The sequence below is a fragment of the Thalassospiraceae bacterium LMO-SO8 genome (assembly GCA_031655335.1).
GTDB lineage: Bacteria > Pseudomonadota > Alphaproteobacteria > Rhodospirillales > Casp-alpha2 > UBA1479.
In genome coordinates, this window is the sequence record CP134226.1 from 869,818 (window position 1) to 889,684 (window position 19,867).

21 protein-coding genes are annotated in these 19,867 nt (G+C 66.6%); 9 read left to right on the plus strand and 12 right to left on the minus strand.

The window, feature by feature from the left end:
- The first annotated feature begins 299 nt into the window (after positions 1-299).
- Entirely contained in the window at positions 300-2,507 is a 2,208-nt protein-coding gene (gene katG, locus RJ527_04190; GenBank protein ID WND76951.1) for a catalase/peroxidase HPI, read from the plus strand.
- 24 nt (positions 2,508-2,531) lie between these two features.
- On the opposite strand, the gene RJ527_04195 is transcribed toward katG, so the two are convergent.
- Genes RJ527_04195 through RJ527_04205 form a run of 3 tightly spaced genes read right to left on the minus strand, consistent with a single transcriptional unit; the run spans position 2,532 to position 4,129 of the window.
- A complete protein-coding gene (locus RJ527_04195) occupies positions 2,532-2,990 on the minus strand; it encodes a MarR family transcriptional regulator (protein ID WND76952.1) in 459 nt (152 codons plus the stop codon).
- 51 nt (positions 2,991-3,041) lie between these two features.
- Positions 3,042-3,497 carry a cupin domain-containing protein gene (locus tag RJ527_04200; GenBank protein ID WND76953.1) on the minus strand — a complete coding sequence of 152 codons (456 nt, stop codon included), beginning with the start codon at positions 3,495-3,497 and terminating at the stop codon, positions 3,042-3,044.
- Positions 3,498-3,526: 29 nt separating this feature from the next.
- Positions 3,527-4,129: a glutathione S-transferase gene (locus RJ527_04205; protein ID WND76954.1), complete on the minus strand. Its 603-nt coding sequence runs from the start codon at positions 4,127-4,129 to the stop codon at positions 3,527-3,529.
- A gap of 131 nt (positions 4,130-4,260) precedes the next feature.
- On the opposite strand from RJ527_04205, the gene RJ527_04210 reads away from it, so the two are divergent.
- The 4 genes from RJ527_04210 (at position 4,261) to RJ527_04225 (ending at position 7,987) form a co-directional block, all read left to right on the plus strand.
- On the plus strand, positions 4,261-5,025 hold the full coding sequence (locus RJ527_04210; protein WND76955.1) for a methyltransferase domain-containing protein: 765 nt from the start codon (positions 4,261-4,263) through the stop codon (positions 5,023-5,025).
- Between the two features lie 81 nt (positions 5,026-5,106).
- Positions 5,107-6,000 carry a chorismate mutase gene (gene pheA, locus RJ527_04215; protein WND76956.1) on the plus strand — a complete coding sequence of 298 codons (894 nt, stop codon included), beginning with the start codon at positions 5,107-5,109 and terminating at the stop codon, positions 5,998-6,000.
- A complete protein-coding gene (hisC, locus tag RJ527_04220) occupies positions 5,997-7,091 on the plus strand; it encodes a histidinol-phosphate transaminase (protein ID WND76957.1) in 1,095 nt (364 codons plus the stop codon). Before pheA ends, hisC begins: the two co-directional genes overlap by 4 nt.
- A complete protein-coding gene (locus RJ527_04225) occupies positions 7,088-7,987 on the plus strand; it encodes a prephenate/arogenate dehydrogenase family protein (GenBank protein ID WND76958.1) in 900 nt (299 codons plus the stop codon). The genes hisC and RJ527_04225 overlap by 4 nt, the downstream gene beginning before the upstream one ends.
- A gap of 27 nt (positions 7,988-8,014) precedes the next feature.
- Here the strand turns inward: RJ527_04225 and RJ527_04230 are convergent, their stop codons facing one another.
- Complete coding sequence (locus RJ527_04230) at positions 8,015-8,533, minus strand: copper chaperone PCu(A)C (GenBank protein WND76959.1); 519 nt, start codon at positions 8,531-8,533, stop codon at positions 8,015-8,017.
- A gap of 56 nt (positions 8,534-8,589) precedes the next feature.
- Positions 8,590-9,036 (minus strand): hypothetical protein, encoded by a 447-nt coding sequence (locus RJ527_04235; protein WND76960.1) that lies wholly within the window; start codon positions 9,034-9,036, stop codon positions 8,590-8,592.
- Positions 9,037-9,180: 144 nt separating this feature from the next.
- Here RJ527_04235 and RJ527_04240 point away from each other — a divergent pair, with 144 nt between their 5' ends.
- On the plus strand, positions 9,181-9,594 hold the full coding sequence (locus RJ527_04240; protein WND76961.1) for a DUF350 domain-containing protein: 414 nt from the start codon (positions 9,181-9,183) through the stop codon (positions 9,592-9,594).
- A 15-nt stretch (positions 9,595-9,609) separates the two neighbouring features.
- The gene (locus tag RJ527_04245) at positions 9,610-10,473 is read left to right on the plus strand and encodes a serine protease (GenBank protein WND76962.1); all 864 of its coding nucleotides are present in this window, start codon (positions 9,610-9,612) and stop codon (positions 10,471-10,473) included.
- Positions 10,474-10,499: 26 nt separating this feature from the next.
- On the opposite strand, the gene RJ527_04250 is transcribed toward RJ527_04245, so the two are convergent.
- Positions 10,500-11,129, minus strand: coding sequence for a YqgE/AlgH family protein (locus RJ527_04250; GenBank protein ID WND76963.1), 630 nt, complete (start codon positions 11,127-11,129; stop codon positions 10,500-10,502).
- Between the two features lie 46 nt (positions 11,130-11,175).
- The gene (locus tag RJ527_04255) at positions 11,176-12,273 is read right to left on the minus strand and encodes a DUF2125 domain-containing protein (GenBank protein WND76964.1); all 1,098 of its coding nucleotides are present in this window, start codon (positions 12,271-12,273) and stop codon (positions 11,176-11,178) included.
- A 203-nt stretch (positions 12,274-12,476) separates the two neighbouring features.
- Between RJ527_04255 and RJ527_04260 the strand changes: the two genes are divergently transcribed.
- Positions 12,477-13,007 (plus strand): gamma-glutamylcyclotransferase, encoded by a 531-nt coding sequence (locus RJ527_04260; protein ID WND76965.1) that lies wholly within the window; start codon positions 12,477-12,479, stop codon positions 13,005-13,007.
- Between the two features lie 16 nt (positions 13,008-13,023).
- Here the strand turns inward: RJ527_04260 and RJ527_04265 are convergent, their stop codons facing one another.
- From RJ527_04265 to ftsE, 5 genes are all read right to left on the minus strand, one after another.
- Positions 13,024-15,321: an adenosylcobalamin-dependent ribonucleoside-diphosphate reductase gene (locus RJ527_04265; protein WND78011.1), complete on the minus strand. Its 2,298-nt coding sequence runs from the start codon at positions 15,319-15,321 to the stop codon at positions 13,024-13,026.
- Positions 15,322-15,554: 233 nt separating this feature from the next.
- Positions 15,555-16,316, minus strand: a complete 762-nt coding sequence (locus RJ527_04270; protein ID WND76966.1) for a lysophospholipid acyltransferase family protein — start codon at positions 16,314-16,316, stop codon at positions 15,555-15,557.
- 11 nt (positions 16,317-16,327) lie between these two features.
- Positions 16,328-16,963, minus strand: a complete 636-nt coding sequence (locus tag RJ527_04275; protein ID WND76967.1) for a YdcF family protein — start codon at positions 16,961-16,963, stop codon at positions 16,328-16,330.
- The gene (locus RJ527_04280; protein ID WND78012.1) at positions 16,963-17,844 is read right to left on the minus strand and encodes a cell division protein; all 882 of its coding nucleotides are present in this window, start codon (positions 17,842-17,844) and stop codon (positions 16,963-16,965) included. Before RJ527_04280 ends, RJ527_04275 begins: the two co-directional genes overlap by 1 nt.
- 11 nt (positions 17,845-17,855) lie before the next feature.
- Complete coding sequence (gene ftsE, locus RJ527_04285) at positions 17,856-18,626, minus strand: cell division ATP-binding protein FtsE (protein WND76968.1); 771 nt, start codon at positions 18,624-18,626, stop codon at positions 17,856-17,858.
- Positions 18,627-18,890: 264 nt separating this feature from the next.
- Here ftsE and RJ527_04290 point away from each other — a divergent pair, with 264 nt between their 5' ends.
- Positions 18,891-19,862 (plus strand): DUF3426 domain-containing protein, encoded by a 972-nt coding sequence (locus RJ527_04290; GenBank protein WND76969.1) that lies wholly within the window; start codon positions 18,891-18,893, stop codon positions 19,860-19,862.
- The last annotated feature ends 5 nt before the right edge of the window (positions 19,863-19,867 follow it).

Genomic DNA, 19,867 nt, shown 5'->3' on the forward strand with positions numbered 1-19,867 from the left:
ATGATATAAAAATTCCCGTTTCGATGATCTGAAGGAAAAGGACTGGTCGGTGGATTCTGCGCCGCAACGGCGGTGCTAAAACGTCGCGCGTCGGCCCCGGCGTCCCCGGAATCGTAAGCCCCCGTTTTTTTCCGATGGCGTCTGGCGTCCAGCGCCGTGCCGTGGCACACTCCTTTTTTAGAATGACTCTAATATGCGTCGTTTGACACGGGTCAACGCGGCGCTGCCATAAAACGGCAAGAATACCGACACAGACTGTCCAAGTTGAAATCGAACGCAAGCCATCAGGGAGACATCACATGGTCGCGAAAGCCACGAACACGGCGGGCAAATGCCCGGTCATGCACAACGCCCCGTCCAACGCGACCTTTTCGGGCCGCTCCAACCGGGACTGGTGGCCGAACCAGTTGAACCTGGGCATCCTGCATCAGCATTCCGACCTGTCCAACCCCATGGGCCCCGGGTTCGACTACGCCAAGGAGTTCAAGAAACTCAAGTACAAGGCCCTGAAGAAGGATCTGTACGCGCTGATGACCGATTCCCAGGACTGGTGGCCGGCCGACTGGGGCCATTACGGCCCCCTGTTCATCCGCATGGCCTGGCACAGTGCCGGCACCTACCGCATCGCCGACGGCCGCGGCGGGGCCGCGACCGGCAACCAGCGGTTCGCGCCGATCAACAGCTGGCCCGACAACGGCAATCTGGACAAGGCGCGGCGTCTGCTGTGGCCGATCAAGCAGAAATACGGCAACAAAATCTCCTGGGCCGACCTGATGATCCTGGCCGGCAACTGCGCCCTGGAATCCATGGGCTTCAAGACCTTCGGCTTCGGCGGCGGCCGCGTCGACATCTGGGAGCCCGAGGAAGACATCAACTGGGGCATGGAGACCGAATGGCTGGGCGACAAGCGCTATTCCGGCAAGCATGAGTTGGACAATCCTCTGGCCGCCGTGCAGATGGGCCTGATCTACGTCAACCCGGAAGGCCCGGGCGGCAAGCCCGATCCGGTCGCGTCGGGCCTCGACGTGCGCGAGACGTTCGCCCGCATGGCGATGGACGACGAGGAAACCGTGGCCCTGGTGGCCGGCGGCCATACCTTCGGCAAATGCCATGGCGCGGGCGACGCCAAACTGGTCGGCCCGGAACCGGAAGCCGCCGAGATCGAGCAGATGGGCCTGGGTTGGAAAAACCGCTTCCGCTCCGGCAAGGGTCTGCACGCCACGACCAGCGGTATCGAAGGAGCCTGGAAACCCAACCCGACGACCTGGGACATGGGCTATTTCGACATGCTGTTCGGCTACGAATGGGAATTGGTGAAAAGCCCCGCCGGCGCCCATCAGTGGCTGGCCAAGAATCCGGCGCCGGAGCATATGATCCCCGACGCCCACGACCCGAAAAAGAAACACCGCCCGATGATGACCACGGCGGATCTGTCGCTGCGCTTCGATCCGATCTACGAGCCGATTTCGCGGCGCTTCCACAAGAACCCGGAGGCCTTCGCCGACGCTTTCGCCCGGGCCTGGTTCAAGCTGACCCACCGCGATCTGGGCCCGCGCGAACGCTACCTCGGCCCCGAGGTTCCGAAGGAGGAACTGATCTGGCAGGACCCCGTGCCCGCCGCCGACCACGCCCCGATCAACGGCAAGGATATCAAGGCCCTGAAGAAGAAGATCCTTGCCTCGGGCCTCACCGTCGCCGACCTGGTCTCGACCGCCTGGGCCTCGGCCTCGACCTTCCGCGGCTCCGACATGCGCGGCGGGGCCAACGGGGCGCGCATCGCCCTGCTTCCCCAAAAGAAGTGGGAGGTCAACCAACCGGCCCGCCTGGCGCGGACACTGACGGCCTTGAAGAAGATTCAGGCGGCGTTCAATAAATCCTCCGGCAAGCGCAAGGTCTCGCTCGCCGACCTGATCGTGCTCGGCGGTTGTGCGGCCATCGAGGCGGCGGCCAAGAAGGCCGGGCACAAGATCGAGGTGCCCTTCGCCCCGGGCCGCACGGACGCCACGCAGAAACAGACCGACGCCGAGGCCTTCGCGCCGCTGGAGCCGCTGGCCGACGGGTTCCGCAATTACGTGATGGCCGGCTTGAAGGTGTCGCCGGAAGAGATGCTGGTCGACAAGGCCCAGTTGCTGACCTTGACCGCGCCGGAGATGACCGTCCTGATCGGCGGCCTGCGCGTGCTGGGCGCCAACCACGGGCAATCCAAACACGGCGTGTTCACCGGCCGTCCGGGCGTGCTGTCCAACGACTTCTTCGTCAACCTGGTCGACATGAGCACGGAATGGAAGCCGATGGCCAAGTCCAAGGACCTATTCGAAGGCCGCGACCGCGCCACCGGCAAGGTGAAATGGACCGCCACCCGGGTTGATCTGGTGTTCGGATCGAACTCCCAGTTGCGGGCCCTCGCCGAGGTCTATGCCCAAAACGACGCGGAAAAGAAGTTTCTGCGCAAATTCGTGGATGCCTGGACCAAGGTGATGAACGCGGACCGCTTCGACATCGCCTGACCAACGCGGCACGAAGGGCGGCGCCTAGCGCCGCCCATTCCTGCCCGGCGTCCCCCAATCGGCCGAAAGGGTCGCGCGCAGGCCGGCCACCGCATCCTTGCCGATGCGACTCGACAGGTCCCGCTCCAGCGCGTCGATGGCCTGGGCCGCCTTCCGGTCCAGAGTACGGCCGAGCAGGGACAGTTTCACCAGCTTGACCCGCCGGTCCGTCGGGCTGTCGACCAATTCCACCAAGGCCGCCTTTTCCATCTCGCCGATCTGCTGATGCATCGCCTGGCGGGTCACGCCGACCCGGCGCGCCAGTTCGGCGATGGACGTGCCGCCGCCGTCCAGGCTGGTCAGGGTCATGAACTGGGTGCCGGACAGGCGCGGCAGATGGGCCGTGTCGGGGTCCGCCGCCAAGCCTTCCTCGAACCAGCGGAAGGCCCGGACCAGAAGGGCCCCCAGGTTGCCCGCGCCGTGCAGGGTCGCGTCCGCGGCCATGGCGGCCTCCACCGAAAAATTGTCAACTGGCTTTACGGTAATCCCGGCGTCTTAAGATTTCCAGTCTTCCGGCGCCCAGCCCGGGGGCGCCATTTCGAAACCGGCGAAATCGAAGGCCGGAGCGACCGTGCAGCCGACCAGAACCCAGCCGCCCGGCGCCGTATCGGCCAAGGCCGCCGCCTGCCAGCAGCCGGCGGGCACGACGGCCTGCGGCACCTGCCCGGCGGCCAAATTTTCGCCCAGCCGGTGGGTTTGAACGGACCTGCCGTCCGGCGACAGAGACAGATCCAGACCCGCCCCGCTGCCGCCCGCGGCATGGAAGTTCCAGATTTCCACGGCGTCGACCCGATGCCAGTGAGACCGTTCGCCCGCCGCCAGCAGGTAATAGATGCTGGTCACCGCCCCGCGCCCGCCGTCCGGCGGCGCGTCGCGGTAAATTTCGCGGAAATGGCCGCCTTCCGGATGGGGGGCGAGGTTCAGGGCCCTGATGATGTCGGCTGCCTGCACTTCGCCCCCTTGTCTCCGTCCGGTTTCGGTTATTCCTTGGGCTCGGTCGCCGTCATGGACGGGCGGGCCGAAAACCCGGCGTACCAATCGGCGAGGGCCGGGCAGTCGTCGCGCCAGCCGAAATCGCTGAACCGCAGGTCGAGCCAGCCGATGGCGCAGCCGACGGAAATCTGGCCGATGGTGACCGGCCCGGAAAGGGCATCGACATCGTCCTCAAGCGCCTTGAAGCAGCGGCCGAGAACCTTGTTGGCGCGGTCGATCCAGTCCTGACGCGGGCTTTCCTTCCAGAACCGGCCTTCGAGCAGACGCCGGATGCCCGTTTCACACATGCCGTCGCCGAGCGCGTTCAGGCGCAGCGCCCGCCAGCGGGCCCCACCCACGGCGGGAAACAGTTTCTGGCCGTCGTGCAGACTGTCCAGGTATTCGCAGATGACGGAGGAATCGTAGAGGATTTCGCCGCCGTCGGTGACCAGGGTCGGCACCTTGCCGACCGGGTTGTCCATGCCGATGTCCGTATCGGTGGCCCAGACGTTGGTCGCGACGTTTTCGATCTGACCGATCAGGCCTGTTTCGTGGGCGGTCACCGTAACCTTGCGGACGAAGGGCGACGTGGCGGAAAAGCGCAGTTTCATGGATGGATGTCTCCGGGATGGTGGTGGTCGTTTGGCTGCGACCTTAACACCCGTTCCCGGGCCGCGCCACGGCTTGCTAACCCGATACACGGCGTTTTGAGCAGGGCACATATGCTCTATGCTCCTGTCCCATGTGGATTGACGTTGTAGACCTGCGCGACTTTTACGCCGCCCCCCTGGGGCAGGCGGCGCGGCGCATGATCCGGCGCAAGATGCGCGCCATGTGGCCCGACATGAAGGGCCAACGGGTTCTCGGCATCGGTTATGCCGCCCCCTACCTGGAAGGCTTCCGCGACGAAGCCGACCGTGTCATCGCCGCCATGCCGGCGCGCCAGGGGGTTCTGCGCTGGCCCGCCCAGGGCGGCGGCCAGGCAACCCTGGTGGATGAGCTCGACCTGCCGTTTCCCGACCTGTCCATGGACCGCATCATCCTGGTCCACGCCCTGGAATGCGCCGAACAGGTCGAACCGCTGATGCGGGAAATCTGGCGGGTGCTGACCGATTCCGGGCGCCTGATGGTGGTCGTGCCCAATCGGTCGGGCCTGTGGGCACGGTTCGAGCGCACCCCCTTCGGCCACGGCCGGCCGTTCTCGCCACGCCAGCTGTCGCGCCTGCTCAGGGAGTCCATGTTCACGCCGCTGACCACGGACCGGGCCCTCTACATGCCGCCGTTCCGCACGGCGCTTCTGGTCCGCTCGGCCCCCGCCTGGGAGCGCGCGGGCGCCGTGTTGTGGGGGTCTTTCGCAGGCGTCGTGGTCATGGAGGCGGTCAAACAGATCTATGCCGCGACACCGGCCCACCCGGCGCGCGGCCGGCGCGCCTACCTTCCCATGCCCGAGCGGCGGGGCGCCGCCGCCGGGCGGGTCGGCCTGAAACCAGGGCCGGGCGCGCGTTAGCACCTGATTTGCCTTTGATTTCCGCCCGCCATCCCAGTATCACTACGCAGCTCCCCGCCACCATCGACGATCCGAAACATCATGACGAAGCCCCGCAAACCCACGCTTGCCGACCTGCGCCAACAGATCGACGACATCGACGAGAAGCTTCATGACCTGATCATGCAGCGGACCGAGGTGGTCGAGAACGTGCGTGAGATCAAGAAAGGCGAAAGCGTCAAGATTCGCCCGGCCCGCGAGGCGGAAATCATCTACCGCCTGATGGAACGTCACAAGGGCCCGTTTCCGCGCCGCGAACTGACGCGCATCTGGCGCGAACTGATCGTCGCGACCCTGAGTTTCGAGGGGCCCTTTTCCGTCGCCGTCATGGTTCCGGAAAACCAGACCGGGTACTGGGACATGACGCGCGACCAATACGGCAGCTTCACGCCCATGCGCCGGTTCACCACCAGTGCCAGGGTGGTCGAGGCCGTGCAGCGCCAGGAATACACGCTCGGCGTGCTGCCCCTGCCGCGCAACGACCAGGACTCCGATCAATGGTGGCGCCACTTGGTATCGACGGCCGAGGACGCCCCCCGCATCATCGCCCGCCTGCCCTTCGCCGGGCCCGGCAACGGGTTCGAGGCTCAGGGCCTGGAAGCGCTTGTCATCTGCCCGCTGGTCAAGCCCGAACCGACGGGCCGCGACCGCACCTATCTGGCCGTCGAATGCGAAGAGGACATCCCCTTCCGCACGATCGGCAAGGCGCTTAACGGGCTCGGCTTCTCGCCCGTGTACAATCAGCTTTGGCACGAACCGGCGCGCCCGGCGGCCTGGATCCATCTGGTCGAGGTGTTCGGCTTCGTCGATCCGGACAAAGGCCACCTGGACGCGCTCAAGGAAAACGTGAAGGGCCGGATCAGCCGGGTCATCCATCTGGGTGCCTGCGCCACGCCGCTGGGCCCCCAGGAACTGGATCCGGGGAAAAAGCGATGAGCACGCCCCGCCCGCAGCCCGGCATCATGAACATCGCCCCCTACAAGGGCGGTGAAAGCAGGATCGCGGGTGCCGACACCGTCATCAAGCTGTCGTCCAACGAAGGTGCGTTCGGCCCCAGCCCGGCCACCGTCAAGGCGCTTCAGGACGCAGCGTTGACCATCCACCGCTATCCCGACGGCCATGCGCCGGACCTGCGCGCCGCCATCGCCCAGCGCTACGGCCTGGAGCCCCAGCGCATCGTGCTGGGTGCCGGATCGGACGAAATCATCAACATGCTGTGCCAGGCTTATGTCGGCCCCGGCGACGAGGTTCTGTATTCGGAACACGGGTTCCTGATGTACGGCATTTCCGCCATGGCCGCGGGTGCCACGCCCGTGAAGGCGCCGGAAACGGACCTGACCGCCGACGTCGACAACCTACTGGCGGCGGTGACGGAAAACACGCGGCTGCTGTTCGTCGCCAATCCCAACAACCCGACCGGCACCTTCCTGACCGAAGGCGAACTTCAGCGCCTGCGCGACGGCCTGCGCGACGACATCATCCTGGTCGTCGACGCCGCCTATGCGGAATACGTCACCGGCACGCCGACCTACACCGACGGCATGGACATGGTGCGGAACGCCGACAACGTGGTGATGACCCGCACGTTCTCGAAAATGTACGGCCTGGGCGGGGCGCGCCTGGGATGGGCCTACATGCCCGAAGCCGTCGCCGGCGTGCTCAACCGCGTGCGCGGACCGTTCAACGTGTCCGTCCCGGCCCAGGCGGCGGGCCTGGCCGCCTTCAACGACACGGCCTTCACCGACATGTGCCGGGCGCACAACGACGAATGGCTGAAACGCACACAGGACGCGCTGCGCCAGTTGGGCCTGTTCGTGCCCGACGGCGTCGGCAACTTCGTGCTCGTCCGTTTCGCCGACGTCGCGGCCGCCGAAGCCGCCGACGACCATCTGAAATCGAAGGGCATCATCGCGCGGCGGGTCGCGGGCTACGGCCTGCCGGATTGCCTGCGCATCACCATCGGCAAGGCCGACGAAATGGAGGCGGTGATCGCGGCGCTGCGTGAATTCATGGGGGCCGACACATGAGCGTCACAGAAAAGAACGGGCAGATGTTCGGCCGCATGGCCTTCATCGGGATCGGGTTGATCGGCTCGTCCCTGGCCCGCGTCGTGCGCCGCGACGGCCTGGCCGGCGAGATCGCCGTGGCCGCGCGGCGCCAGGAAACCCTGGACGCGGCATTGCGATTGGGCCTCGCCGATCAGGTCACGACCGACCCGGCCGAGGCCGCGCGGGACGCCGACATCGTCGTGATCTGCACGCCCTTGGGCGCCTATGCCGCCGTGGCGGCGGCCATCGCCCCGGCCCTGAAGCCGGGCGCCATCGTCACCGACGTCGGCTCCGTCAAACGCGCCGCCATCGAGGCCATCAAGCCGCACCTGCCGGTGGGCGTGCATCTGGTGCCGGGCCACCCGCTGGCCGGGACCGAGCATTCCGGGCCGGAATCAGGCTTCGCCGAACTGTTCGAAGGCCGCTGGCACCTGCTGACGCCCGAAGCCGGGACGGACGCGGCCGCCGTCGCCAAGGTCACCGAGCTATGGCGGCGCGCCGGCTCCAAGGTCGAGATCATGGACCCGGGCCATCACGACCAGGTGCTGGCCATCACCTCGCATCTGCCGCACCTGATCGCCTACACCATCGTCGACACGGCGACGCAGCTGTCTACCGACCTGCAAAAGGAAGTGATCGAGTTCTCGGCGACGGGCTTCCGCGATTTCACGCGCATCGCGGCCTCGGACCCGGTGATGTGGCGCGACATCTTCCTGACCAACCGCGAGGCGGTGCTGGAAATCCTCGGCCGTTTCACCGAGGACCTGACCGCCATGCAGCGCATGATCCGCAAGGGCGACGGCGACGGGCTGGAAGAGGTGTTCACCCGCACCCGGGCCGTGCGCCGGGGCGTGATCGACGCCAAGCAGGCGTAATTCCCACACCCCGGCGGCGTCCAGGCGTCAGTGTTTGTGCGCGCCGTGGTCCATGTTTCCGTGATCCTGGGCCGCCTTCTTCATCACCATGACGTTGACGGTCACGTTGCCGGCCTTCTCGAAGGTCAGGGTCAGGGGAAAGCTGTCGCCTTCATTCAAGGGCCCCTTCAGGCCCATGATCATGACGTGATAACCGCCCGGCTGGAACACCGCGGGCTGGCCGGGGGCGACGGCGACGCTGTCGACCGGGCGCATCTTGGCGACGCCGTTTTCCATGACGTGGCGGTGGAGTTCGGCCTTCTCCGCATTCGCGGTCTTGGCGGCGATCAACTTGTCTTCCCCACCTGCGATGGCCGCCTGGAAATAAGCGGCGCTGATGCGCATCTTGGCGATCGTCGGGCGCGCCCAGGCGCCGGTCACGGTGATGCCGTGTTGGGCCGTCGCCTCGTGGCTTTTCGCGTCGTGCGCCCAAACAAGATTGGGCAGGGACAGGCTCAAAACAGCGGCGAACAGCGCCGCCATGGGGCGGCTGGTCATGGTCTTCATGGTGATATGTCCTCGAAATCGGAAGGGGCGGAAGCCCCGGAATGGGTCGGATCGGTTCAGGCGCGGCCCCGAACCGGCGGTGCCCGAGGATGCGCCGCGCGCTCGATGACCAGCCCGGCAATCAGGGATGCGGGTGCGGGCAGGACAACCGTATGTGCCGCCGCCTGGACCGTGCAATCACCCTGCATCTGCGGCGCGCCGTGGACGGGCGTGCAGCAGCACCGCGCACAATCGAGCAGGTCCATGCCGGCCGACTTCGGAATACCGTCGCCGCCGCCGTCCGATGATTCAACGACCTTGATCCCGCCCGAGGAGCAGATAACGTGCAGAGCTGCCAACAGATCCCGTTCCGGCGAACCAGCCCCGTCGCGGGCCGCCTGCGCGGGTTGGGCCAACCCCAGGGCGACGACAAAGACCTTCAGCCACAGGGCGGCAAGAAGCGCCGTGCCCCAGGCGCGCCGGCGTCGGATGCGTGACCCGAGTACTGTGTTGACTGCCGTCACCCGCGGACTCCCGTTCGATCTGAGGGGACGCTAGTTCCCCACCCCCGGCAAGTCAACCACGCGCCAAGGCATGTCGCCAACCGTCCGCAACTTGAGGTAGGGTTCCCCTCACCGGCCTCCGCCGGGTCCACTTTGGGGGAATCCATGCAAGCCGTTATCGAAAGTTTCCTGAGCGGTTTTCCCGTTCTCATGCTCCACTCGTCGGTGACCTTGGCGATGCTGGCCGTCGCCGCCGTCGTCTATATCCGCATCACACCCTATGACGACATCGAACTGATCCGCGACGGCAACCAGGCCGTCGCCGTGTCCCTTTCGGCGGCCTTGCTGGGCCTCGCCCTGCCGCTGGCCTTTTGCATGGCGACCAGCGTCAATGTCTGGGACATCGTCGTGTGGGGAGCCGTCACCCTGTTTCTGCAACTGGTCGCCTACCGCGTCGTCGACCTGTTGCTGCGCGGCCTGCCCCAGCGCATCCAGAATGGCGAAATCGGCGCCGCGACCTTCCTGGCCTCGGTCAAGCTGAGCACCGCCGCCGTCAACGCCGCCGCCGTGGTCGGCTGACCGGGGCGGCGGACCATGCGGCGCTGGGACTATTTCGCGGCGATCCTGCTGATCTCCCTGGTGCTGAACAGCCTGTTCACCGGCGGCGAGCGCCGCGCACCCGTCGCGGAAGCCCCCAGGCGGCCGCCGCCGACGGTCATCGCGCACCCCCCCGCGCCACAGGCGCCGTCCCCCGGACTGCCCCTGTCCCGTGTCGAACACAAAATGAAATCTCGATCAACGGCGGGCACCGCCTTTGCCGTGGATGACGTCGGAACCTGGCTGACCGCGCGTCACGTGGTCGACGGTTGCGACCGGGTCGGCATCATCTACGACCACAAGACAAAGCGGGCGGAGCGCATGACCCTGCGCGCGGTGCATTCCAATGCCGATGTCGCGGTGCTGTCCGGCCGCGTGCCGGGCAACCCCAGGCCGGTCGCCCTGGCCGCCGCCCTTGACGGAGAGACCGAAGCCTTTCACGTAGGATACCCGAAAGGCCGCCGCGCGGTCCTGCATTCGGCCTACCTCGGGCGCTGGCGGCTGGTCGGATTCGGAAGATTCCGCAATGACGAGGAAGTCGCGGTCTGGGGTGTGATCTCCCGCTTTCCCGCAGACCTTCCCGGCTTTGCCGGGATCAGCGGCGGCCCGGTGTTCTCCGCCGACGGGCGGGTGATCGGCATTTCCGTCGCCGGTTCGGACCGGCGGGGACGTGTCATCGCCAGCCTGCCCCGGTCGTTCCACCAAGCCCTGGATGCGGCGGGCGGAACGCCGCCGCCAAGGCCGGGTGATCTGCGCTTCACAGGCGCCGATTATCGCGCGGTCGGCGAACGTCTGCTCGACGGCCTGCGCGTGGCCCGGGTGTTCTGCAAAGTGACCACGACATCAAAGACCGGCGGCTGAGACACCCCCGGACGACATGAGGCCGACTACATGGGAATGCCCGCCGACTTCCGCGCCCGGTCCCATTTTCCGGCGTCGTCGGTGGCGAACACGGTGTCCTCGTCATAGGGCGCGATCTGCCAATCGCCGCGGCGCATTTCGGCTTCCAACTGCCCCGATGTCCAGCCCGCATAGCCCAGCAGGATCAGGTAGCGGCGCGGACCCTTGCCCAGGCCGATGTCTTTGACCGCCTTCAGGCTGGCCGTCACGGCGACCTTGCCGCGCAGCATGCCCGTGGTTTCGGTCTGGTAGTCGTTGGTGTGCAGCACGAAGCCCGCCCCCGGCTCGACCGGGCCGCCGGCATGGATGCGCACGTCGCCGGAAATATCTTCCGTGGGGTTCGGCGTCATGCCGAGACCAAGCAGGAAATCGCGCACGGGTCCGGCACCCACCGGCCGGTTGACGATCAGCCCGAACGCCCCCTCGGCGTCATGGTCGGCGAGATAGATCACCGCCCCCTGAAATCGCGGGTCGGGCATGGTCGGCCCGGCGACCAGAAGCTGGCCCGAATAGTAGGGGCCGTATTGCGGCGCGGGGGGGCCGGCCTTGGCCGCGTCGCCGGCCAAGGCCGGGGATGCCGCCGTCAGCAGAAGCGTCAGGATCAATGCGCGGATCATGGAACCAAGCATAACAGACCGGGCAGCCGATTTCGAACCGGGCGGGTCAGGACCCGGATGGCGTGAACCAGTCGACGGGCTTGAGCCGCAGCAGCGGCACCGCCCCCAGGCTGAACGTGCGGTCTTGCAGGGTCATCGGCACGTCGAGGGTACGGGGGCCGCCCGCCGGCCCCCGGGACAGCAGACCCAGAATGACCTGCACGGCGTCGGCGGCGCGGTTTTCGACGATACCCGCCTTGCGCAGGGCCTCGACCGTTTCCGCGAAGCCCGTGACGCGGGCGGTGAAGGCCCCTTCGGGCTGGCCCGCGGGGTCGATGGCAAGCGTCCCCTCCCCGGTCAGGTTCAGGGGGCCGTGAACGATGCCCAGTTGTTTGATTTCCAGCACCCCGCCGGCATCGCGCCACGCCAGCGCCGGTTCGGGCCAGGGGCCCTTGCCGACAGGGCCGTTGAGCGACATTTCCAGGGTCAGGCGGTCGATGCCGTGCCCCAGCACCGTGCCCAGGCCGGGCGGCAGGGTCACGCCCTTGGCGTCGATGGAAATGGGCAGGCGTGGCGTGGCGTCGCCGGCGGCGGGCGCGTCATCGGGCCCGGGCGGCAGGATATGGACCAGCAGCCCCCGCGCCGTGACCGGGCCGCCGGGGGCGGTGTCCGGCAGTTCCAACGCGCCCTCGGTCAGCCAGGCTTCGACGCGGGGCAGGCCGCCCCTGCCCGCCTCGCCCCAGCCTTCCAGATGACGGGCGGTCAGCGACGCCTTCTGCACCTTGTCGTCCTTGCCCGTCCAGGTGACGTCATGGACGCCGTCGGCCCGCCAGTTGAGGCGCCGCCAGTCCCAGGGCGCCGCCGACAGCATCAGTTCCGGGCCGCGCCAGGTCCCGCCCGGCCAGGCGGCGGCGGGGGCCGCGATGCGGACGTCGACGCGGAAAGGAAAGCCGCCGGTCGCGAACGCGCCATGGGTGATCGTGATCCCGTGCGCCGCCTGGGCCTGGGTCCAGGCGCGGACCTGTTTTTCCGCGACGCCCGCGACCGTGAACCAGAACACCGCGTACCCCAGGATCGCCACCAGCGGCAAGGCAACGGCGATGCGGCGCGCCATCGGCGGGGCGGCGCGCAGGCGGTTCAGCGATGGGCGGGGATTCAAAGCCATTGCCCGTTATAGGCGCAATGGGCCAGCGCATGAAAGAGGTCGCGCGCGTCTCCCCCCTCACCCCGGCCCTCTCCCCCACCAAGGCGGGGGAGAGGGAGAAAGATTGGGCGAACGTCCCCTCTCCCCCTTGGGGGAGAGGGTTAGAGTGAGGGGGGCCGGGATTCTCCCTGGCGGCAAGCGGGCATGACAGCTAACAATGTGGCATGCCGACACCGACCGACGATTTCTGGCTGTTCGCCTACGGCTCGCTCATGTGGGACGCGGATTTTCCGTATGCGGAAACGCGGCCCGCGCGGCTTCATGGCTATCACCGCGCCCTCTGCCTCTATTCCTTCGACTACCGGGGCACGCGTGAGATACCGGGCCTGGTGCTCGGCCTCGACCTGGGCGGGTCCTGCCGGGGGCTGGGCTTTCGTATTCGCGGACGTGACCGTGACGCCGTGATGGCCCATCTGCACGCCCGCGAAACGTCGGAGGGCGAATACCATCTGAGATGGCTCAAAATGACGGTCGGTAATGAGACCGTCACCGGCGCCGCCTTCGTGGTCAATCACGCCAGTGACTATTATGCGGGTGCCCGGCCCGTGGACGAGGCCGCCCGCATGGTCGCCCAGGGCCAGGGCAAGCGCGGCGCCTGCGTCGATTACCTGAAAAACACCGTCGCCCATCTGCGCGAGATGGGCATCCGGGATCAGGGGTTGGAGCGGGTGTTGCGCGAGGTCGGCCGCAATTAGCCTTTAGGATTTGCGGCTAGCCGCACTTGGAATACCCACACGACGTGCAGGTATCGCAGCCTTCCTGGCGCATCAGCGACGCCTGGGCGCACTTCGGGCATTGCCGGAAGGGGGCGGCGCCGGACAGCAGCGGGCCGTCGTGTCCCACCGCCTTGGGCAGTTCCTGAGCCTCGCGGTCCTGCTTGTCCTTGTCCGGGTTGGGCAGGAAGCCCGACTGGATCATGTGCTGTTCGATGACCCCGCCGATGGCCGCCAGCAGGGACGGCACGTAGCGCCCGCCCATCCATTGCCCGCCGCGCGGATCGAACACCGCCTTCAGTTCCTCGACCACGAAGGAGACGTCGCCGCCGCGCCGGAACACGGCGGAGATCATGCGGGTCAGGGCCACGGTCCAGGCGTAATGTTCCGTGTTCTTGGAATTGATGAAAATCTCGAACGGGCGGATGCGGCCCTGGTCGTCCATCACGTCGTTGATGGTGATGTAGAGCGCATGGTCGCTTTCCGGCCATTTGACCTTGTAGGTCCGTCCGGGCAGTTCGCCGGGCCGGTCCAAGGGCTGGAACATGCGCACGACGGAGCCGGAATCGCCCTCGTCCACGGGCAGCACCTTGCGCGTCGCCGGTTCCAGCGGCAGTTCGGGTTCGTCGGCCTTCGCGTCCTTCTTGATCTCCAGCACGGCGCCGGTGACGTCGTTGGGTCGATAGGTGGTGCAGCCCTTGCAGCCCAGGTCGTAGGCCTGCATGTAGATGTCCTTGAAGTCGTCGAAGGCGATGCTTTCCGGCACGTTGATGGTCTTGGAGATCGAGCTGTCGATGTACTTCTGCACCGCCGCCTGCATGACCAGATGGTCGTTGGGGCTGAGGCTTTGCGCATCGACGAAGGCGTCGGTCAGCACCGCGTCCTCGCCCCGCATGCGTTTGAACAGGCGATAGGCGTAATCGGTGACCTCTTCCTCGCGGCGGGTGCCGTCGGGCATCAGCACGTGGCGGGTGTATTTGAACGAAAACACCGGCTCCAGCCCCGAGGACACGTTGTCGGCGAACAGCGAGATCGTGCCCGTGGGGGCGACCGAGGTCAAAAGCGCGTTGCGGATGCCGTGTTCATGGATGGCGTCCTTCACGTCCTGGTCCAGGGTCTGGACATGCTCGCCGGCCAGATAGGCGTCCCGGTCGTAGAGCGGGAAGGCGCCCTTTTCCCGGGCGAGATCGACGGAGGCGAGATAGGCCGAGCGCTGGATCGCGCGCAGCCATTGTTCGGTCATGCGCACGGCCTGCGAGCCGCCGTAGCGCGCCCCGCACATGATCAGCGCATCAGCTAAACCTGTAACCCCGAGCCCGATGCGGCGCTTGGCCTGGGCCTCGTGGCGCTGGGCTTCCAGCGGGAAGTTGGAGGCGTCGACCACGTTGTCCATCATGCGCACGGCGGTGCGCACCAGCTTGTCCAGGGCATCGGCGTCGACGCCCGCGCCGTCCTCGAACGGGCGGTCGACCAGCCGCGCCAGATTGACCGAGCCCAGCAGGCAGGCGCCGTAGGGCGGCAGCGGCTGTTCGCCGCAGGGGTTGGTCGCGTGAATGGTTTCGCAATAGGCCAGGTTGTTGCGGGCGTTGATGCGGTCGATGAAGATCACGCCCGGCTCGGCATAGGCGAAGGTGCCGCGCATGATCTTGTCCCACAGTTCGCGCGCCGGCAGGGTGCGGTAGGCGGTGCCGCCGAAGGTCAGTTCCCACGGCGCGTCTTCCTTGACCGCGCGCATGAACGCATCCGTGACAAGAACCGACAGGTTGAACATGCGCAGCCGCCCGGGCTCGCGCTTGGCGGCGATGAAATCCTCGATATCCGGGTGGTCGCAGCGCATGGTCGCCATCATGGCCCCCCGGCGCGACCCCGCGGACATGATGGTGCGGCACATGCTGTCCCACACGTCCATGAACGACAGCGGCCCCGAGGCGTCGGCGCCGACGCGCTTGACCAGGGAGCCCTTGGGACGCAGCGTCGAGAAGTCGTAGCCGATGCCGCCGCCCTGCTGCATGGTCAGGGCCGCTTCCTTCAGGTTGTCGAAGATGCCCGACATGTCGTCGGGGATCTCGCCCATGACGAAGCAGTTGAACAGGGTCACCATGCGCTCCGTCCCGGCGCCCGAGATGATGCGCCCGGCGGGCAGGAACTTGAACCCGGTGAGCGCTTCCTTGAAGCGCGGCGCCCAAACCTCGGGATCGGCTTCCCCGGCTGCCAAGGCCGTCGCGACCCGGTTCCAGGTGTCGTCGATGGTCTTGTCCACGGGCCGGCCGTCCGGCGATTTCAACCGGTACTTCATGTCCCAGATCTGTTGGGAAATGGCGGCGATCGGCGCGCTCGGCGTGGCAGGCGGTTGAGACACGGGCCCGTAATCCTTTGTGCTGGGGAATTTCGAGTAAATGTAAGCGTTTACCGCTATCCGGTCAAACGCTTGTTCACTTTATGTTTCCCACAGGAAGCCGCAAAAAGCCCCCAGAACGGCCCACAGGAAAGGGGGCCGGAGCGCGGTGCTGAGCGGGCGGTCGGAAAGTTTTACCCGTTTTCCACAGCGGGCCGGGGAGCAGGCAGCCAGGGATAGCGCGCGCGCTTTTCCGCCATCAGTTTGGCGCTTTCGCTCTCGACCCGGCTTTGCAGCAGGCCCAGGAATTCGCGCCGGTCGCCGCCCGGCTGGATCGGCTCCATGAACCGGATGGTGATCTCACCGGGATATTTGAGCGCCGCCATGCGGCCCCAGAACAGGCCGGAATCAAGCGCCACGGGCACCACGGGCACGTTGGCGTCGCGGTAGATGGCGGCGATGCCCGGGTGGTAGTCGACCTTCTGGTCGGGGGCGGTGCGCGTCCCCTCCGGGAAGATCACGACCTGGCTGCCGCGGGCCAGGGCGACCTGCACGCCGATGACCAGATGCTTGAGCGCCTTTGCCCCCGCCTTGCGGTCGACCACGACGCAGCCGGCCTTGTAGAAGCCCCAGCCCCAGAACGGAATGTGGGTCAGTTCCTTCTTCACGACATAGACCGGATCGGGCAGCAGCACATGGAACACCATGGTGTCCCACGCACTCTGGTGCTTGGAGGCGATCACACAGGGCCCCGGCGGAATGTTGTCCAGGCCCTCGGCGCGCCAGGACAGTCCGACCACCCATTTCAAGAGGAAGCGCACACCGACGCCCCAGACCTTGACGATGGTCTGCATGAACTTGCGCGGAAAGATCAGCGAGATCGGCACGAAGATGGAGCACAGCGTGCTCCACGGAAAGAACAGCCCCCCGAACAGGATCGAGCGGACGAGGATCATGGCCGGCCCCCTCATTTCAGGATCGTGCGGGGCGCCGCGAAGATGCTGGAAATCCAGTGCCGGGCACGGGCGAACAGCCACTTGTTGTATTCCGAGACGATCAGGCTGGCCGTGCCGGGCCAGGCCCACCAGTATTTCTGCTTCACATGTTCGGGAAACACCGGATTGGGGATAATCTTGACCCCCGGCATGAAGAAATGGAATTCGGCGAGCGAGCGCGGCATGTGATAGGCCCCGGTCACCAGGCGCAGCGACGTGAACCCGCGCTTGGCCATCCAGACCCGCGTTTCCGCCGCGTTGCCCACGGTATTGACGGCGTTGCCGATGCCGATGCGGGGCTCCAGGCCCTCGGGTTCGCGCTTGGAAATCTGCACCAGACGTTCCACGTCGAGCCCGTGATAGACGCCCGAGACGAACAACTGCCCGGCCAGATCGCGGGCCAGCAGGTCCAATCCCTCGTCCAGCCGCCCGCTGCCGCCGGTCAGGACCACGATGGCGTCCGTGCGCGTGCCCGGGTCCTCGACCTTGGCCGGAATGGTGTCGGCGAACTGGAACAGGCCGACGCCCCAGATCACGGCGACCACGACCAGCATGGCCAGCAGCCGGCCCGCCCCCACCGGGGTGCCGCGGCGTGGTCGCCGGCTCATCAGGACATCCGCTTCAGGTTGCGCATGACGGTCGACCGCGCGGTCATCATGGCAAGCAGCGCCACGGCGACGGGAAGGGTCAGGAACCCCAGGACCTTGAAGAACCCCAGATCAGGCTTGGGCACCATGGTTGCCCCCGTTTCCATTGCAAGGTAGCCGATCCCGGCCAGGGTCGGCACGGCGAGTGCGAGACCGAGAAACCCGCCCTTGAGCCCCAGGCCGAGAGCGCGGGACGCGAATTGGCGCGCGATATAGGCATCCTGGGCGCCGATCAGGTGCAGAACCTCGATGGCTTCCCTGTGGATGGCCAGGCCCGTGCGGGTGGTGAACACCACGGTGCCGATGGTCGCCAGACCGATCAGGCCCAGCACCGCCCAGGCCAAGATCTGGATCACCGTGACCAGACGCACGAGCTGGCTGAGCCAGACCCGATGGTCGTCGACGGACACCCCCGGCACGCGGGCCTGCAGTTCCTTGGCCAGGGCCTGGACGTCGATCACCGCGTCGCGGTCCACGGTCACGTCGATCAGCATGGGGATCGGCAGGTCCTGGGCTTGGCCGGCCTCGCCGATCCAGGGTTTCAGCAGGTCGAGCAGGCGGTCCTTGGACAGCGTCTCGTAGCGCTCCACCCCCGGCTTGGCGGCCAGCACGGCGAGCACCTGGGCCAGGCGCTGTTCATCCTCGCGGGCGTTCGCACCCGGCGGCACCTGAACCGAGACAGTGGCGTTGAGCCCCGTGTCCCAACGCTTGACCGCGTCGTTGAGGATCAACATCCCGGCCAGCGCCAGGGCCGACAGAAAGACCATGAAGGCGATCAGCCAGGGCAGGAAGCGGCCCAGGGTGTCCTCGTTCATCGGCAGGTCGGAGCGGCGGCGAAGCATCACGGTCAGCGTCAATGAATGCGGGAGAAGCCGGGGCCGGCGGGAGCGGCACCGGCGCCGATGCCCGGTTCGTCCAGGCCCAGGTCGGAAATGATTTCCGCCTCGTCCGTATTCAGGCGCCCGTTTTCCAGGCGCATGACGGGATGCGCCATCTGGCGCACGATACCCAGGTTGTGGGTCGCCACGATCACCGTGGTGCCCAGCTTGTTCAGTTCCTCGAACAGATGCATCAGGCGCAGGCCCATCTTGTCGTCGACGTTGCCCGTCGGCTCGTCCGCCAGCAGAAGCTTGGGCCGGGTAATGACGGCCCGCGCGATGGCGATGCGCTGCTGCTGGCCGCCGGACAGGGTCGGCGGGCGCGAATTCAGGTGGTCCTTCAGCCCGACCCAGGACAACAGTTCCTCGACATGGCGGCGCACGTCGCTTTCCCGGGCTCCGGCCACGCGCATGGGCAGGGCCACGTTGTCGAAGGCGGATAAATGATCGAGCAGGCGGAATTCCTGGAACACGACGCCGACCCGGCGCCTGAGACGCGGCAGTTCGCCCCTCGACATGCCGGCGACGTTGCGCCCGAACAGCGATATCTGCCCCCGGGTCGGGCGCAGGGCCATGTAGAGAAGCTTCAGCAGGGAGGATTTACCCGCGCCGCTTTCGCCCAAAAGAAAGCGAAAGGACGACGGCCCCAGGGAAAAGGTGATGTCCTGCAGCACCTCCGGCCCCAGTCCATAGCGTAGTCCGACGTTTTCGAAGCGGACGATGCTTTCGGGATCGCTGTCTCTCACCTTTGGGGGCACCTTGATCGGGCTCTCGGGGACTTTAGGGAAAAATTCATCAATGATCGGCTATTCCCTTTAGGGAACAATGCCATGGGGCCGCGTCGGCGTCCAGGGAAGGGACCGAAGCCCTTGGGTTTGCTCGGCTTGCTTTCCTATTTGCCGACGCATATAAAGTCCGTGGGTGGAATCGGGGTAAATATGCTGGTTACCTGTCCAAATTGTCGCACGCGCTACATGCTGCAACCCGCGCAGCTTGGGCCAGGGCGAAACGTGAGCTGCTCCAACTGTAGCCATGTGTGGTTCGCCGACCCGCGCGATGCGCTGCCCGATCCGGCGCCCACGCACCGTCACGCCGCGGCGCCCGTCGGCTATCCGCCCCAGCAACAGATGTACGCGCAGCCCGGCTACGGCGCGCCACCCGCGCCCTATCCGCCGCAAGCCTATGCGCCGGCCCCCGTGCCGCCGGCCGCGCCCGCGCCGGAACCGGCCCCCATGCCGGCGCCGCCGGCGCCGGAACCGGCGGACGCGCCCGATCCCATCATCGAGCCCGACACCATGATCGCCGACGACACGGATGACGGCGACATGGGCGTGCTGCCCAACGACATCAACGACATGTTCGAGGACGACGACGACATCGAGCCGTTCGAATCCCTGATCAACAACGATGACGAGGAAGACGACCTGGAATCCATCGAGTCCCCGGACCAGATGGACGACCCGGACTACATTCCCGACGTGTTCTCGGCCGAGGAACAGGACCCGGACGACGACCTGCCGAAGAAAAGCATCCTGGGCAAGGTCATCGTCCTGTTCTTCGTGCTGCTGATCGGCGGGCTGGTCGCCGGCACCTTCTTCTTCAAGGACGAACTGGTCGCCAAGGTTCCGCAGCTGAACGACGTGTTCAAGATGATCGGCTTCCACCAAATCGGCGACGGCCTGCAAATTCAACGCGTCGAGCATGCCCAGGAAACGGACCAGGGCCTGGAAGTCCTGGTCATTCGCGGCCAGATCGAAAACGTCGCGGACGGCCCCCGCCCCGTTCCCATGGTCCGCGCGATCCTGTTCGATTCCGAAGGCGAGCCGATCCAGCACACGGACGTGGCGCCCCTGAAGAGCGAACTGGCGAAGGGCGACAAGATGTCCTTCAAGATCCGGGTCCGCGAGCCGTCGCCCCTGCGCCGGCGCATCACGGTCACCTTCATCGATCCCAAGGACACGGCGGCGCCGGCCAAGCATTAGGCGCC

Coding starts and splice junctions, on each gene's coding strand:
- katG (WND76951.1), top strand. CDS start 300: ATGGTCGCGAAAGCCACGAACACGGCGGGCAAATGCCCGGTCATGCAC.
- RJ527_04195 (WND76952.1), bottom strand. CDS start 2,990: ATGGCCGCGGACGCGACCCTGCACGGCGCGGGCAACCTGGGGGCCCTT.
- RJ527_04205 (WND76954.1), bottom strand. CDS start 4,129: ATGAAACTGCGCTTTTCCGCCACGTCGCCCTTCGTCCGCAAGGTTACG.
- RJ527_04210 (WND76955.1), top strand. CDS start 4,261: ATGTGGATTGACGTTGTAGACCTGCGCGACTTTTACGCCGCCCCCCTG.
- pheA (WND76956.1), top strand. CDS start 5,107: ATGACGAAGCCCCGCAAACCCACGCTTGCCGACCTGCGCCAACAGATC.
- hisC (WND76957.1), top strand. CDS start 5,997: ATGAGCACGCCCCGCCCGCAGCCCGGCATCATGAACATCGCCCCCTAC.
- RJ527_04225 (WND76958.1), top strand. CDS start 7,088: ATGAGCGTCACAGAAAAGAACGGGCAGATGTTCGGCCGCATGGCCTTC.
- RJ527_04230 (WND76959.1), bottom strand. CDS start 8,533: ATGAAGACCATGACCAGCCGCCCCATGGCGGCGCTGTTCGCCGCTGTT.
- RJ527_04240 (WND76961.1), top strand. CDS start 9,181: ATGCAAGCCGTTATCGAAAGTTTCCTGAGCGGTTTTCCCGTTCTCATG.
- RJ527_04245 (WND76962.1), top strand. CDS start 9,610: ATGCGGCGCTGGGACTATTTCGCGGCGATCCTGCTGATCTCCCTGGTG.
- RJ527_04250 (WND76963.1), bottom strand. CDS start 11,129: ATGATCCGCGCATTGATCCTGACGCTTCTGCTGACGGCGGCATCCCCG.
- RJ527_04255 (WND76964.1), bottom strand. CDS start 12,273: ATGGCTTTGAATCCCCGCCCATCGCTGAACCGCCTGCGCGCCGCCCCG.
- RJ527_04260 (WND76965.1), top strand. CDS start 12,477: ATGCCGACACCGACCGACGATTTCTGGCTGTTCGCCTACGGCTCGCTC.
- RJ527_04265 (WND78011.1), bottom strand. CDS start 15,321: ATGAAGTACCGGTTGAAATCGCCGGACGGCCGGCCCGTGGACAAGACC.
- RJ527_04270 (WND76966.1), bottom strand. CDS start 16,316: ATGATCCTCGTCCGCTCGATCCTGTTCGGGGGGCTGTTCTTTCCGTGG.
- RJ527_04275 (WND76967.1), bottom strand. CDS start 16,963: ATGAGCCGGCGACCACGCCGCGGCACCCCGGTGGGGGCGGGCCGGCTG.
- RJ527_04280 (WND78012.1), bottom strand. CDS start 17,844: ATGCTTCGCCGCCGCTCCGACCTGCCGATGAACGAGGACACCCTGGGC.